General features: G+C 66.3%; 14 protein-coding genes. 5 read left to right on the plus strand and 9 right to left on the minus strand.

The window, feature by feature from the left end; genetic code table 11:
* From RR928_RS08225 to RR928_RS08245, 5 genes are all read left to right on the plus strand, one after another.
* Positions 1 to 774: SDR family NAD(P)-dependent oxidoreductase (locus tag RR928_RS08225; RefSeq protein WP_332682106.1), on the plus strand; the 774-nt coding region annotated here is incomplete at its 5' end.
* Between the two features lie 25 nt (positions 775 to 799).
* Positions 800 to 2,002 carry an acyl-CoA dehydrogenase family protein gene (locus RR928_RS08230; protein ID WP_332536371.1) on the plus strand — a complete coding sequence of 401 codons (1,203 nt, stop codon included), beginning with the start codon at positions 800 to 802 and terminating at the stop codon, positions 2,000 to 2,002.
* Between the two features lies 1 nt (position 2,003).
* Positions 2,004 to 3,053, plus strand: coding sequence for an acyl-CoA dehydrogenase family protein (locus RR928_RS08235; RefSeq protein ID WP_332682108.1), 1,050 nt, complete (start codon positions 2,004 to 2,006; stop codon positions 3,051 to 3,053).
* Between the two features lie 135 nt (positions 3,054 to 3,188).
* On the plus strand, positions 3,189 to 5,267 hold the full coding sequence (locus tag RR928_RS08240; RefSeq protein WP_332682110.1) for an acetate--CoA ligase family protein: 2,079 nt from the start codon (positions 3,189 to 3,191) through the stop codon (positions 5,265 to 5,267).
* A 16-nt stretch (positions 5,268 to 5,283) separates the two neighbouring features.
* Complete coding sequence (locus RR928_RS08245) at positions 5,284 to 5,829, plus strand: nuclear transport factor 2 family protein (RefSeq protein WP_332548180.1); 546 nt, start codon at positions 5,284 to 5,286, stop codon at positions 5,827 to 5,829.
* 258 nt (positions 5,830 to 6,087) lie between these two features.
* Here RR928_RS08245 and RR928_RS08250 read toward each other — a convergent pair whose 3' ends face one another.
* From RR928_RS08250 to RR928_RS08290, 9 genes are all read right to left on the minus strand, one after another.
* Positions 6,088 to 7,725 carry a flavin-containing monooxygenase gene (locus tag RR928_RS08250; RefSeq protein ID WP_332536363.1) on the minus strand — a complete coding sequence of 546 codons (1,638 nt, stop codon included), beginning with the start codon at positions 7,723 to 7,725 and terminating at the stop codon, positions 6,088 to 6,090.
* 115 nt (positions 7,726 to 7,840) lie between these two features.
* Positions 7,841 to 8,638, minus strand: a complete 798-nt coding sequence (locus RR928_RS08255) for an SDR family NAD(P)-dependent oxidoreductase (RefSeq protein ID WP_332682113.1) — start codon at positions 8,636 to 8,638, stop codon at positions 7,841 to 7,843.
* Positions 8,635 to 9,597: a branched-chain amino acid ABC transporter permease gene (locus RR928_RS08260; RefSeq protein WP_332682115.1), complete on the minus strand. Its 963-nt coding sequence runs from the start codon at positions 9,595 to 9,597 to the stop codon at positions 8,635 to 8,637. Before RR928_RS08260 ends, RR928_RS08255 begins: the two co-directional genes overlap by 4 nt.
* Positions 9,594 to 10,478 carry a branched-chain amino acid ABC transporter permease gene (locus RR928_RS08265; protein ID WP_332536358.1) on the minus strand — a complete coding sequence of 295 codons (885 nt, stop codon included), beginning with the start codon at positions 10,476 to 10,478 and terminating at the stop codon, positions 9,594 to 9,596. Before RR928_RS08265 ends, RR928_RS08260 begins: the two co-directional genes overlap by 4 nt.
* A gap of 57 nt (positions 10,479 to 10,535) precedes the next feature.
* Positions 10,536 to 11,255, minus strand: coding sequence for an ABC transporter ATP-binding protein (locus tag RR928_RS08270; RefSeq protein ID WP_332536356.1), 720 nt, complete (start codon positions 11,253 to 11,255; stop codon positions 10,536 to 10,538).
* On the minus strand, positions 11,248 to 12,012 hold the full coding sequence (locus RR928_RS08275) for an ABC transporter ATP-binding protein (RefSeq protein WP_332536355.1): 765 nt from the start codon (positions 12,010 to 12,012) through the stop codon (positions 11,248 to 11,250). Before RR928_RS08275 ends, RR928_RS08270 begins: the two co-directional genes overlap by 8 nt.
* Positions 12,013 to 12,022: 10 nt before the next feature.
* Positions 12,023 to 12,775, minus strand: coding sequence for an SDR family NAD(P)-dependent oxidoreductase (locus RR928_RS08280; RefSeq protein ID WP_332536353.1), 753 nt, complete (start codon positions 12,773 to 12,775; stop codon positions 12,023 to 12,025).
* A gap of 28 nt (positions 12,776 to 12,803) precedes the next feature.
* Positions 12,804 to 13,682 (minus strand): SMP-30/gluconolactonase/LRE family protein, encoded by an 879-nt coding sequence (locus RR928_RS08285; protein WP_332536352.1) that lies wholly within the window; start codon positions 13,680 to 13,682, stop codon positions 12,804 to 12,806.
* An 83-nt stretch (positions 13,683 to 13,765) separates the two neighbouring features.
* Positions 13,766 to 14,998 (minus strand): ABC transporter substrate-binding protein, encoded by a 1,233-nt coding sequence (locus RR928_RS08290; RefSeq protein WP_332536351.1) that lies wholly within the window; start codon positions 14,996 to 14,998, stop codon positions 13,766 to 13,768.
* Positions 14,999 to 15,129 lie beyond the last annotated feature (131 nt).

Genomic DNA, 15,129 nt, shown 5'->3' on the forward strand with positions numbered 1-15,129 from the left:
CCCATGACACACACCACCACTTCCATTCCCGACATGCCCGCGCTGGGCCGCCTGGCCGGCCGGCGCATCGTCGTCACGGGCGCGGGCTCGGGCATAGGCGCGGCCATTGCGCAGCTGTTTGTCGCCGAAGGCGCCAAGGTCGCGGCCATGGACCAGAACGTCGCCGGCATCCACGCGTATTTCCAGCCCGGTGACGGCATTGCGCTCAAGGCCGATGTCTCGAACGAGGCCTGCGTGAGCCAGGCGATAGACAGCGCGGCCCAGGCGCTGGGCGGCATCGACGGCCTGGTCAATGCCGCGGGCATCGCCAACGGCGAGCTGCTCAGCGAAGTGCGCCTGGAAGACTGGCGCCGCGTGATCGACGTCAATCTCACGGGCAGCTTTCTGCTGGCGCGCGCCTGCTACCCGCATCTGCGCGCGGTGCAAAACAGCACCATCGTCAATTTCTCCTCGGGCCAGGGGCTGCAGCCGTTCATGCGCCGCGGCGCGTATGCGGCGTCCAAGGCCGGCGTGATCTCGCTGTCGAAGTCGCTGGCGATGGAATGGGCGCCGATACGCGTCAACACCATCTGCCCGGGCGCGGTCGACACGCCCATGGTGCGCAACGGCTACGACCCCGAAGTGCTGCGCACCCAGGTGGGCGCGCGCTATGCGCTGGGCCGCGTCGCCGAAGCCGTGGAGATTGCGCGCGCCGCGCTCTACCTCACGGGCGGCGAATCCTCGTTCATCACCGGCGTCGCCCTAGCGGTCGACGGCGGACGCAGCTACCACTGACCGGAACTCTCTTTCTCTTGCCTCCATGACACAGAACCCTACTCTTTCCGCCGTCGACCCCTATGCCGCATTCCGCGAGGAACTGCTGGAATTCACGCAGCAGCCCGAACTCGCCGCGCTCAAGGAGAAAGTGCGCAGCAACCAGAAGATGTCGCGCGCCGAATACAGCGCCTGGCAGAAGGCACTGCATGCGCGCGGCTGGGGCGCGCCCAACTGGCCCGTCGAATACGGCGGCACGGGCTGGGACCTGCAGCAGCGCTACCTGTTCGAGGAAGTCACGGCCCAGGCCGACTGCCCGCCGGCCTACCACCACGGCATAGGCCATATCGGGCCGGTGATCATGCATTTCGGCAGCGACGAGATCAAGGACCGCTTCCTGCCGCGCATTCTCGACGGCAGCGAGCACTGGTGCCAGGGCTACTCGGAGCCCGGTGCGGGCTCCGACCTGGCCTCGCTCAAGACCACGGCGGTGCGCGACGGCGACGACTATGTGCTCAACGGCCAGAAGATCTGGACCTCGCACGCCCAGGAAGCCGACATGATGTACACGCTGGTGCGCACCTCGAACGAAGGCCGCAAGCAGGCCGGCATCTCGCTGCTGCTGGTGCCGCTGGACACGCCCGGCATCGAAGTGCGGCCGATACACACCATAGACCAGTGGCACCATGTCAACGAGGTCTTCCTCAACGACGTGCGCGTGCCGGTGAAGAACCTCGTGGGCGTCGAAGGCGAAGGCTGGAAATGCGCCAAGTTCCTGCTGGACCGCGAGCGCCTGTCGCCGGCCACCGTGCCGCGCCTGGCGCGCCAGCTCGAGCAGGTCGCCGAACTGCTGGCGCAGAAAATGCAGTCCCACCCCGGCCTGCCCAGCATCCATGCGCTGCAGGAGCGGCTGTTCCTGGCCCAGGCTTCGACCAAGGGCGCGCGCCAGATGCTGCTCAGCGCCATCCAGGAAGAGATGCAGGGCACGCTGGCCTCGTCCAAATCCTCGGCGCTCAAGCTCCACACTTCGGAGCTGTCGCAGCAGATCGTCGGCATTGCCTTTGACATCGCCGGCCCCGAATACGCGGCGCGGCTGGTGCCAGAAGTCGAGGCGCCCGATGGCAGCGACGACCTGGACATCGAACGCCAGCTGACCCATACCTATTTGTTCTACCGTTCGCGCACGATTGCCGGCGGCACCAGCGAAGTGCAGAAGAACGTGATTGCCCGCGACCTGTTTGGAGCCTGAGATGACTTTCCATGTGACCCCGATGTTTCCCGGCGATCTGTACGACTCCAGCGACCGCATGGCCGGCGCGGGCGCTGCCGACTGGCGCCAGATTCTCGAACTTGGCTGGCAAGGCGTGCTGGTCGCTGAAGACCAGGGCGGCGTGGGCGCGACGCTGGCCGAATTCTCGGCGATTGCCGAGGCCTCCGGGCGCCACGCGCTGGCGCTGCCGCTGATCGCGCGCTGCGTGGTTGCACCCATGCTGCTGGCCGCGGCGGCGGCATCCGATACGGCGCGCGCGCTGCTCGCGCAGCTGTCGGCGGGTCAAGCCTCGGTCTGCCCGGTGCTGGGCAGCGATGTCCAGGCCACGCCCGACGGCAACGGCGGGCTGCGCCTGCAAGGCGTGCTCAAGGGCGCCGACCTGAGCGCCGATGCCAGCCATCTGCTGTTCAATACCGCGACGCAGCTGGTGCTGATCGAGACCGATGCCCTGCCCGAGGCGCGCTATTACAAGGGGCTGGACGGCCGGCGCACGGCCGACTTCACGCTCGATGGCGTGCGCGTCGATGCCAGCCAGGTGCTGCTGCAAGGCGAGGCCGTCGCGGCCGCCGTGAAGGCCGCCGGCGACACCGGAGCCGTGATGACCTGCGTGCAGACCGTGGGCGCGCTCGGCGCGCTGGTCGAGCAGACGATCGAATACCTCAGCACGCGCAGCCAGTTCGGCGTGCAGCTGTCGACCTTCCAGGCGCTGCGCCACCGGCTGGTCGAGATGTACGTGGCCTACGAAAGCGCGCGCGGCCTGGTCAAGGACGTGACCGAGGCGCTGTCGGCCGACGCTGCGGCGAATCCGCGCGACGCGGCGCTGACCAAGCTGTATCTGGCCAGCGTCGGCCGGACTGTGGCAGAGTCGGCGATCCAGCTGCACGGCGGCATGGGCATGACCACAGAAATGCCGGCCGCGCGCCTGGCCATGCACACCTTGATGTGCAATCTGCAATACGGCGACCGCTTCCATTATCTGGATGCGCTGTCGGCGCAGATGTCCAACGATGTCGCCGCATTGGCTGCCTGAGACCTGTCGTCCGCGAACCTACAAAACCGTTCGGGCTGAGCCTGTCGAAGCCCGCACCCTTCGACAAGCTCAGGGTGAACGGATTGAACGCACCGCACGCCAACGAGCATGACTTCCACCCGCAAAGCCTTCCCCATGCAAACCATCCACTCTCTTTTCTTTCCCGAATCGGTGGCGCTGATCGGCGCCTCCTCCGACCCGGAGCGCATTGGCGGACGCGTGCTGCGCTTCATGCGCGAAGGCGGCTACCAGGGCGCTATCTACCCGATCAACAAGGGCGAGCCCCTGGTCCAGGGCCTGCAGGCGTACAAGAGCATCAGCGACGTGCCCGGCCCGGTCGACCAGGCGGTGATCATCATTCCCGCGGCCGGCGTCGAGACCGCGCTGCGCGAAGCCGTGGCCAAGGGCGTGAAATCGGTGCAGATCCTCACCGCGGGCTTTGCCGAGATCGACGAGGCCGGCAAGGCGCTGCAGCAAAAGCTGGTCGACATCTGCCGCGCCGCCGGCGTGCGCATGCTGGGCCCGAACTCGCTGGGCCTGCTCAACCTGTCCAACCGGTATTCGGCCACCTTCTCGACGGCGCTCAACGGCCTGCGCCCGGTCAAGGGCCATATCGCGCTGGCCACGCAAAGCGGCGCCTTCGGCTCGGCCACCTACGGCATGGCCTCGCTGCGCGGCCTGGGTTTCTCCAAGATCATTGCCACCGGCAACGAGGCCGATGTCGATGTGGCCGAATGCATCGACTACCTTGCCGACGACGCCGAAACGCGCGTCATCTGCGCCGCAGTGGAATCCTGCAAGGACGGCAATCGCCTGCGCCAGGCGCTGCTCAAGGCCGCCAAGGCCGGCAAGCCGGTGCTGATCATGAAGGCCGGGCGCACCGAGGTCGGCGCCTCGGCCGCGGCCACGCATACCGGCTCGCTCGCGGGCAACGACACGGTCTACGACACGGTGTTTGCCGAGTGCGGCGCCTACCGCCCGCAGTCCATCGAGGAGATGCTCGACATCGCCTATGTCTGCGCCGTGACGGGCCAGCTGCCCGGCAATTCCGAAGTCGCGATTCTCACCGGCTCGGGCGGCATTGGCATTCTGATGGCCGACCATGCGAGCGACCATGGCCTGGCGCTGCCGCCGCTGTCGCCAGCCGCAAGCGCGGCGGTGCGAGAGGTGCTGCCGTTTGCCGTTGCCGCCAACCCGCTGGACACCACGGCCCAGGTCACGGCCGTGGCCAGCGGCGTGACGCGCACGCTGGACGCGCTGCTGACCCATTCGTCGTACGGCACGGTGTTCGCCTATCTGGCCCATGTCGGCCTGTCGCCCAGCCGCTTCCAGTCGACCAGCGATGAGCTGATTGCGCTCAAGAAGAAGTTCCCCGAGCGCGCCATCGTGATGGTGATGCTGGCGACCACGGAAGTCGCGGCCGCGCTGGACGCGCATGGCATCCCGACGTTTGCCGACCCTTCGCGCGCGGTGCTGGCCCTGGCCGGCGCGCGCCAGCTCGCGCGCCGCCACCAGGCGCTGTACTCGCCCTCGTCGGCCGGGCGTTCGGCGCAGCCCCTGGGCGATGTCTCCACCGAGGCCGCGGCCAAGAAGGTGCTGGCCGCAGCCGGCCTGCCCATGCTGCCCGAAAAGGTCTGCGGCAGTGCCGAAGACGCCGCGGCCACGGCCATGGAATTCGGCTTTCCCATCGTTGCCAAGATCTCCTCGCCCGACATCGCGCACAAGACCGAGATCGGCGGCGTGATGCTCAACCTGCAGGACGCCGAAGCCGTGCGCCAGGCCTACGGCGAACTGCTGCGCCGCGCCAAGGCCGCCGCGCCCGAGGCGCGCATCGATGGCGTGCTGATCACCCCCATGCTCAAGGGCGGCGTGGAAACCATCATGGGCATACACATGGACCCGACGTTCGGGCCCATGGTGATGTTCGGCTCGGGCGGCACGGCCGTGGAGCTGTTCAAGGACGTGGCCTTTGCCTCGGCGCCGGTGAGCGCAGCGCGCGCGCGCGAACTGATCGATGCCGTGCAGTCGTCGCGCCTGCTGCGCCAGTGGCGCGGCGGCCCGCAGTACGACGAGCAGGCGCTGGTCGACGCGATCTGCAAGCTGTCGGCGTTTGGCCAGGCGCACGCCGATGTGCTCGAAAGCATCGATGTCAATCCGCTGGTGGTGCGCGAAAAAGGCGCGGTCTGCCTGGATGCGGTGATTACACTGCGCTGATTCCCGGAGACCAGACATGACCCCCCACCTCGAAGAAAAACTGCAAGCCCTGCTCGACCGCGAAGCCATTCGCGAAGTGATGTACGCCTACTGCCGCGGCATAGACCGCGGCGACGAAGCCGCGCTGCGCTCGGCCTATTGGGAGGACGGCACGGACCAGCATGGTGCCTACAACGGCAGCGCCAGCGGCTTCATTGAAAAGGCGCTCAAGTCTCGCAGCAGCGGGCTGCGCATGATCCACCAGGTCAGCAATATCTCCATCGTGCTCGAAGGCCGGCATGCGGCCGTCGAAAGCTACTTCCAGGCCTTCCAGTACGACACCGACCCGGCAACCGGCCGGCTGCGCGAGACCTTTCTGTGCGGCCGCTACGCCGACCGTTTCGAGAAGCGCGGCGAAGAATGGCGCGTCGCCGCGCGCACCGTCATCTATGACTGGATGAAGGAGGCGCCCGCGCCCGAAGGCGACGAGGCCACGCGCTTTGGCGTGCGCGCGCCGCAGGGGGCGATGAAGCCCGATGATGCCTGGTACCAGTTGCTGCGCGAGGCGCCGTTCGCGAAATAGACGGCTTCACGCCCCTCTATCTTGAGGGCAGGCCGTTCATGGTTCGACGGGCTCACCACGAACGGGTTTAGCCAGTGCAGCGCTTCATGCTCCAGATCTCCCAACTCCGTTCGCCCTGAGCCCGTCGAAGGGCGTTTCGGGGCGTGCTGCACGCGCTTCTCTGAGCGTCATTTGTTTTTAGCCGCTAAAAAAGCGGGACTGGTCACCCAGCCCCGCATCAAACGGCAACCCGTGAAGGCCGCCTCCCTGCCACAGGGGTCAGGCCTCGGCCGACTCCCGCAGATGTTCGAACGCAAAGCCGCGGTAGCCGTCGCGCACCGCCGCGCCCGTGAGTTCGCGGTATTTCATGAAGCCGCCGGTGAACAGCGTCAGGCCCAGCGGCTTGTCCTTGACGTTGGCGCCCACATACCAGGTCTTGGCCTTGGTCAGCAGCGTGCGCTGCGACAGCTCATACACCAGGTCCATCCAGCCCTGCTCGGCCTCGGCCGTGGGCTCTATGCTGGCCAGGCCTTCTTTCTCCATATGCACCATGGCCGCGGCAATCCAGTCGACATCGTGTTCGCTGATGCGGATGATGTTGGCCAGCGCCGCCGGGCCGTTGGGGCCGGTGGTCATGAACAGATTCGGGAAGCCTTCCATCATCAGGCCCAGATAGGAGCGCGCGCCGTCCTTCCACTTGTCGTTGACCTTGCGCCCGTCCTTGCCCACCACGTCGAAGGCCAGCAGCGCGCCCGTGAGGCCGTCGTAGCCCGTGGCGAAGATCAGCACGTCGAGCTCGATCTCGCCCGATTGCGTGCGCACGCCCTTCTCGGTGATCTCGACAATCGGGTCCTTGAGGCAGTCGACCAGGTGCACGTTGGGGCGGTTGTAGGTCTCGTAGTAGCTGCTGTCCAGGCAGGGCCGGCGCGCGAAGATCGGGTAGTCGCGCGGCTTGAGCGCCTCGGCCGTCGCCGGGTCTTGCACCACCTCGCTGATCTTGCCGCGCACGAACTCCGCGACATGCTCGTTGGCCTCGGCGTTGCTCATCAGATCGGAGAAGGTGCCCAGCATTGCCAGGCCGCCGTTCTTCCAGGCGTCCTCCAGCAGCTGGCGGCGCTGATTGGGCGTGACGCTGAAGAAAGCCCGCGTCGATTGCGGCCGCACGCCGCCCACGGCGCTGTTGCGCGCCGATTCGCGAATGCCCGCGTAGTGGCGCTTGACTTCGGCCACGTACTCGGGCGCCAGGTCCTCGTTGCGCATGGGCATGGTGAAGCTGGGAGTGCGCTGGTAGACAAACAGCTCGCCGGCCTCCTTGCCGACTTCCTGCACGATCTGAATGCCGGTCGAGCCCGTGCCTATCACGCCCACGCGCTGGCCGGCAAAGCTGATGGGTTCGTGCGGCCAGCGCGCGGCGCGCAGCAGCCGTCCCTTGAAGCGTTCTATGCCGGGAATTTCCGGGTCCTTGGGCACGGACAGCGGGCCCGTGGCCATGATGCAATAGGTCGCTTCCAGCGTCTCGCCCTTGTCGGTCTTCACCGTCCAGAGCTTGCGTTCCTCGTCCCAGACGGCGCTGGTGACGCGGGTGTTGAACTGGAAATGCTTCTTGAGGTCCAGCCGCTGGGCGACGAAGTTGATATAGGCGAGCAGCTCTGGCTGGGCCGCGAACTGCTCGGACCAGGTCCATTCCTGCTCGACCTCGGGCGAGAACGAGAAGCTGTAGTCGATGCTGGGCAGATCGACGCGCGCGCCCGGGTAGCGGTTCCAGTACCAGACGCCGCCCAGGTCGCCGCCGGCCTCGAAGCTCTGGATGCGCAAGCCCATTTCACGGAACTTGTAGGTGGCGTACATGCCGCCAAAGCCGCCGCCGACGATGACTACGTCGAGGCGGCGTACGGATGTTGGGTGGTTGGTTTGCATTGTTGTCTCCTGCTATTTTCAAAAAACTTGGCCTGAGGACACCCTTCGACAAGCTCAGGGTGAACGGCCGAAAACACTGCGCTCATCCTGAGCTTGTCGAAGGATCGAAAGGCCGTTAAACCGCCAGCGTGCCGCCATCCACGGGCAGCGTCACGCCATTGACATAGGAAGCCAGCGGCGAGGCCAGAAACACCGCCGCGCCCGCGAGTTCCTGCGGCTGGCCCACGCGGCCCGAGGGAATGCGCGCCATGAAGCGCGCCAGGCGCTCGGGGTTGGCGCGGGTCACATCGGTCATCGGCGTCTCGATCACTCCGGGCGCGAGCGCATTGACGCGAATGCCGTCAGGCCCGAGATCGGCGGCCATCGATTGCGTGAGCATCTTCACCGCGCCCTTGGACGCCGAGTAGCCCAGCGCCCCGGCCTGGGCAATGAAAGCCGCGCCCGAAGCGATGTTGATGATGCAGCCGCGCGTGGCGCGCAAGGCCGGCAGCCAGGCGTGGATCACGTTGAACGTGCCTAGCAGGTTGACATCGACCACGCGCCGTATATTGGCGTGCGCCTGCGGGCTGTCTATGCCTTCGCGCAGTATCACGCCGGCGTTGTTGACGACGATATCGACGGCGCCGATTTCGTCGCCCACGGCCCGGGCCAGCGCCGCCGCGGCGTCGGCATCGGTCACATCGAGCGCAAAGCCCCAGGCCTGGCCGCCCGCCGCGCGAACCAGCGCCAGCGTCTCGGCGCAGCGCTCGGCACTGATGTCGGTGACGATCACGCCGGCGCCGGCGCTGGCCAGGCCCTGGGCAATCGCCTGGCCTATGCCGCTGGCGGCGCCCGTGACCAGCGCCAGCCGGCCTTCTAGCAGGCGCGCGCCCTGCAGCGCGGCCATCACGGCATCACGGTCTGTCGCGCTCATGGCAGCTCCTTACCGGCCGCGCGCAGCGAGCGGCGTTCGAGCCAGGCATAGAATTCGCCCACCAGGCCCTTGCGGAACGACAGCACGACGACCACGAACACCAGGCCCTGGATCATCAGCACCCACTCCGCGTACGAGGCGAGGTAGTGCGACATGGAGACGATCAGCACCGCCCCCGCGATCGGGCCGAGCAGGGTCTGCATTCCGCCCAGGATGCAGATCAGCAGCGCCTCGCCCGAAGTCACCCAGGTCAGGTCGTTGAGCGTCACCACCTGGAAGGCCACGGCCTTGATCGCGCCCGCCAGGCCGGCCAGCGACGCCGACAGGATGAACACCAGCAGCTTGTAGCGATTGGCGCGCAGGCCCAGCGAAATCGCACGCGGCTCGTTGTCGCGGATGGCGCGCAGCACCTGGCCGAACGGCGAGTTGACGATGCGGTGGATCGCAAAGAAGCCGAAGGCCGTGAGCGCGAACACCGTGAAATACATCACGTAGTTGTTGCCCAGGTCGATGACGCCGAACATCGCGCGCCGCGGCACGTCCTGCAGGCCGTCCTCGCCGCCGGTGAACGGCATGCGCAGCGCGAAGAAATAGATCAGCTGCGAGAACGCCAGCGTGATCATCGAGAAGTAGATGCCCTGGCGGCGGATGGCGAGTGCACCGGTGAGCGCGCCTATGACCACGGCCACGCCCACACCGCACAGAATGCCCAGCGCCGGGTCCAGTCCCCAGACCTTGATGGCCTGGGCCGTGACATAGCCCGAAGCGCCGAAGAACATCGCATGGCCGAACGACAGCAGGCCGCAGTAGCTGACCAGCAGATTGAGCGCGGCCGCGAGCAGCGCGAAGCACATGATCTCGATCAGGAACTGCGGGTAGAGCACGAAGGGCGCGACCAGCAGCAAGGCGACGAAGGCCGCAAGCAGCAGGCGCTGCGTGGCTGGAGAGAAGTATTTCATCGGGCCTCCTGGCCGAACAGGCCGTTGGGACGGATTGCCAGCGTGATGATCATCACGATGAAGATGACGACGCCGGCGGCGTCCGGGTAGATCAGCTTGGTCAGGCCCTCGACCACGCCCAGGCCGAAGCCGGTGATGATGGAGCCGATGATCGAGCCCATGCCGCCAATCACCACCACCGCGAACACCACCACGATCAGGCTGTTGCCCATCAGCGGATTGACCTGGTAGATGGGCGCGGCCATGGCGCCGCTCAGGCCCGCCAGGCCCACGCCCAGGCCGTAGGTCAGCATCAGCATGCGCGGCACGTTGATGCCGAAGGTGCGCACCAGCGCCGCGTTCTCGTTGGCTGCACGCAGATAGGCGCCCAGCTTGGTGCGCTCTATCACCAGCCAGGTGCCCAGGCACAGCACCAGCGAAGCGGCGATCACCCAGACGCGGTAGGCCGGGATGTAGCTGATGCCTATGTCGAAGCCGCCCGAGATGGGGTTCGGATAGGGCTGGCCGGTGGCGCCGAACTTCCAGCGGAACGCGCCTTCCATCAGCATCGCCAGGCCGAAGGTCAGCAGCAGCGCGTAGACATGGTCGACGCGGTACAGCCGGCGCAGCATCAGCCGCTCTATCACCAGCCCGAAGCCCCCGACCACCAGCGGGGTGATGATCAGCGCATACCAGTAGCTGATGCCGAAGTACTCGAGCAGGCCCCAGGCGACAAACGCGCCCAGCATGTACTGCGCGCCATGGGCAAAGTTCACCACATGCAGCAGGCCGAAGATGATGGCCAGCCCCAGGCTCATCAAGGCGTAGAACGAACCGTTGATCAGGCCTATGACCAGTTGCCCGACCAGGGCCGACATGGGAATGCCGAAAATCTCATCCATGGTGGACTCTCCTGTTGAGCGCCGCGCCGCAGCGCGCGAAAGTGTGTGGTGTGCGCTTCATAGTCCCAGCAGTCCCTCGATGCGTGCCAGGTCCCTGGCGATGTCGTCGCGGTGGAAATGGTCGACCACCACGCCTTCGTCAATCACATAGAACCGGTCCGCAATCTTTGAAGCGAAACGGAAGTTCTGCTCGACCATCAGCACCGTGAAGCCGCGCTCCTTGAGGATGCGAATGGTCTGGCCTATCTTGGAGACGATCACCGGCGCCAGGCCTTCGGTGCACTCGTCGAGCAGCAGGAACTTGGCGCCGGTGCGCAGGATGCGCGCGATCGCCAGCATCTGCTGTTCGCCGCCCGAGAGCTTGGTGCCCTGGCTGTGGCGGCGCTCCTTGAGATTGGGAAACAGCGTGTAGATCTCGTCGACGCTCAGGCCCCCGGGGCGCAGCACGGGCGGCAGCAGCAGGTTTTCCTGCGTGCTGAGACTAGAGAAGATGCCGCGCTCCTCGGGGCAGTAGGCGACGCCGAGTTTCGCTATCGTCTCGGGCAGCATGGCTATGGTCTCGCGGCCGTTGATCTCTATGCTGCCGCGGCGCTTTTCCAGCAGTCCCACGACCGCGCGCAGCGTGGTGGTCTTGCCCGCGCCGTTGCGGCCCAGCAGGCAGACCACTTCGCCCTGGCGCACTTCGAGGTCCATGCCGTGCAGCGCCAGGTTCTCGCCATAGTGGCCGACCAGGCCCTTGACCGATAGGCACAAGGCAGCGTTGTTGGCTTCAGTCATTCGCGCCTCCCACATAGGCTTCGATCACCGCCGGGTCGCGCGAGACTTCGTCATAGCTGCCTTCGGCCAGGATCTGGCCCGACTGCAGCACGGTGACGCGGTCGCACAGCTCGGCAATGACCTTCATGTTGTGCTCGACCATCAGAATGGTCCTTCCCTTGGCCACGTTGCGGATGATCTCCATCACCGGGCCAATGTCCTCGTGGCCCAGGCCGGCCATGGGCTCGTCGAGCAGAATCATCTCGGGCTCGAGCGCAATGGTCGTCGCCAGCTCGAGCACGCGCTTGCGGCCGTAGGGCAGCTCCACGGCCGGCGTATGCAGCCAGCGCGTGAGGCCCACCATTTCTATGAGTTCCAGCGCGCGCGCGTCCAGCACCTGCAGCGCGCTGTCGCGGCGCCAGAACGCCCAGGTCATGCCGGCCTTTTGCTGCAAGGCCACGCGCACGTTCTCCAGCACCGTCATCTGGCCGAACACCGCCGAGATCTGGAACGAACGCACCAGGCCCATGGACGACACGGTCGCCGGGTCGCTGGCGGAAATGTCCTTGCCGTTGAATTTGATCGTGCCCGTGGTCGAGCGCAGGAAAGTGCTCAGCAGATTGAAGCAGGTGGTCTTGCCCGCGCCATTGGGGCCTATCAGCGCGTGCACGCTGTGGCGGCGCACGCGCAGGTTCACGTCCTTGACCGCATAGAAGCCGCGGAACTGCTTGCTCAGGCCCGTGGCCTGCAGGATGTAGGGATCGGGGGGGACTTGCATGCCAGCGCCTTCAGATCATGGCGTGGGTCACGCCGCCATCGACCAGGATGGAGGTGCCCGTGACCCAGCTGCTGTCCGCCGAGGCCAGGAACATCGCCGCGTTGGCGATGTCCTCGACTTCGCCCAGGCGGCGCAGCGGCGTGCGCGCGATGCGCACCGCGATCTTGTCGGGGTCCACATTGCCCTTCATGCCTTCGGTGGGCACCGAGCCCGGGCAGACCGCGTTGACGCGTATGCCGCGCGGCCCCAGGTCCACGGCCGAGGAGCGCGTCAGGCCCAGCACGCCGGCCTTGACGCCGCCGTAGACCATGGCTTCGGGCACGCCCAGGAAAGCCGCCGCCGAAGCGATGTTGATGATGCTGCCACCTTCGGTCATGGCCTCCGAACCCACCTGAATGCCCCAGACCACGGAGTTGAAGCCCGTGCCCACCATGCGCGTGAGCATCTCGGGCGTGATCGCCGAGATCGCGCCATAGCGCACCCAGATCGCGTTGTTGACCAGGATGTCGAAGCGGCCATGCGCCTGCTTCATGCCCTGCACCGCGTTGACGAAGGTCTCGCGTTCGGCGACGTTGCCGCCGAACGCCATCGCCTGGCCGCCCTGGGCGCGGATTTCCTCGGCCGCGGCCTGGGCCAGGTCTTCGCGCAGATCGAGCACGCCGACTACGGCGCCGGCCTGGGCCATGGCATCGGCAATTGCCCGGCCTATGCCGCGCGCGCCGCCGGTGATCAAGGCCACTTTGCCTTCGAGCTTGTTGTTCATTCTGGTCTCCTGGTTTTCGTTGATTCGTTCAAGGCTGGTCGGCAAAACGCACTTCGCGCAGTCCGCGCACTCCCGTGCCGTGCACGGCGAACAGCGCACCCGCGTCGGGGTGCTCGTCCTTGAGCGCGTTGCCGCTGTTGCTGATGCTGGTGACGTAGAGCACGTCGAGATCGGGGCCGCCGAAACAGGGGCAGGTCACATGGCGCACGGGCATGTCGATCAGGCTGTCGAGGCTGCCGTCGGGCATAAAGCGCGCCATCTGGCCGGTCTCGACCAGCGCGGTCCACAGGCCGCCTTCGCTGTCGACGGTCGCGCCATCGGCCGCGGAGTTGAGCTGCGCGGTATCGACCCAGACCGTGGGCTGGCCGGCGCGGCCGCGCGCGCTGTCGTAGGGGTAGCGCAGGATCTTGCGTGTGCGGCTGTCGGTGTAATAAAGCCACTGGCCGTCGGGACTGAAGCAGATGGCGTTGGAAATGGCGAAGCCTTGGTCCAGCTGCTGCACGCGGCCGCGCGCATCGACCTGGTAGAGCGCGGCCAGCGGCTCGTTGCGGCCCATCACCAGCGAGCCGCAGACAAAGCGGCCCGCGCGGTCGCAGCGGCCGTCGTTCAGGCGTATGCGCTCGGCAACATGCGTGACCGCAGCCAGCGGCGTGACTTCACCCGATGCCAGATCGAGATAGCTGAAACCATGGGCCAGCGCGACCAGCAGCCGGCCGCTGTCGCACAGCGCAATCGAGCCTATGGCCGTGGGCAGATGCCACTCGCGGTAATCGCCGCTGGCGGGCACAAGACGGCGCACCAGCTGCGCATGCGAATCTATCCAGTAGAGCGACTGGCTGCGCTCATCCCACAGCGGACATTCGCCCAGCTGGTCGCGCGTGGTGGTGACGATTTCAATACGGGTCATGGCAAAACCTGGGCAAGCGATGGCGCAATGCGCCTGACAAACGGGAAACCGCAGCCCCGGCGCGCAGGCCGGGGCACCTACGCTTACTTCTTCACGAAGTCGCAGCCGCCATCGGCCAGCGGACGGAACACCGACTCGCCCGGGATTTCTTCGCCGATCTTGTAGAGGTCGTTCTTGCCCTTGGATTCGGCCGGGGTCTTGACCTGGATCGCATAGGTCGGACGGATCAGCTGGCCGTCCTCGCGGATCATGGCGTTCTTCATCGAGAAGTCGTTGACCGGCGTGGCCTTCATCTTGGCCATCACCGCCACGCCTTCGTCCGTTCCCGCGGCCTGCACCGCCTTGAGGTAGTGCATTGCGGCGCTGTAGGCACCGGCGTGGATATAGGTCGGCACCACGCCCTTGTTCTTTTCCATGAAGCGCTTGGCCCAGGCACGCGATTCGTCGTTGCGGTCCCAGTAGAACGGCGCGGTGATCTGCAGGCCCTGGGCCACGTCCAGGCCCATGGCCGAGACGCTGTTGATGGTCATGCCGAACACGCCGACCTTCTGGCCGTTGCGCGCGAGCTTGTACTCGGCGGCCTGCTTCAAGGCATTGGTCAGATCGAGGCCGGCGTTGAGCACGACGATGGCCTGGGCCTTGCTGGCCTGGGCCTGCAGCAGATACGACGAATAGTCGGACGCGCCCAGCGGATGGCGCACCGAGCCCACGACCTTGCCGCCGCCGGCCTCGATGAACTTGGTCGCATCGGCCTGCATCGCGGCGCCGAACGCGTAGTCGACGGTGATGAAGAAGAACGATTTGACGCCCTGCTTGAGCAGCGCCGTCACGCCCGCGTTGGCCAGCTGGTAGGTGTCGACAATGAACTGCACGGTCATGGGCGAGCACATCTTGCCCGTGAGGTCGGAAGAGACCGTGCCGGCCACGAGATACGGCTTTTTCTTCTCCTTCATCATGCTCGACACGCCGAAGGCAATCGACGACGCCGAGCCGCCGACGATGGTGTCGAACTTCTCGTTCTCTATCCATTGGCGCGCCATGTTGATGCCCACATTGGGCTTGTTCTGGTCGTCGGCCACGGTGACTTCGATCGGCTTGCCCAGCACCTTGCCGCCGAAGTCCTCCACCGCCATGCGCACCGCCAGCGACGAGCCCGGCCCGCCATTGCCCGAATAGGTGCCGGTCTGGTCGGCCATCACGCCTATGCGCACCACGTCATCGCTGATCTGCGCCTGCGCGGGCAGCGCGGCAAGCAAGGCGCTGCCGGCGAGCAGGGCCAGCGCGGACATCCGGGGAATCGAAGGGAAAGCGTTCATGTCTGTCTCCTGGTAGTTATGGAATGCACTGACTGTCTAAAAAATCGGGGGTGAGAAAAACCGTTCGTCCTGAGCCTCAGCCCCGTTCGTCCTGAGCCCCAGCCCCGTTCGTCCTGAGCCCCAGCCCCGTT

The sequence above is a fragment of the Comamonas sp. genome (genome assembly GCF_036666375.1).
Taxonomy (GTDB): domain Bacteria; phylum Pseudomonadota; class Gammaproteobacteria; order Burkholderiales; family Burkholderiaceae_C; genus Comamonas.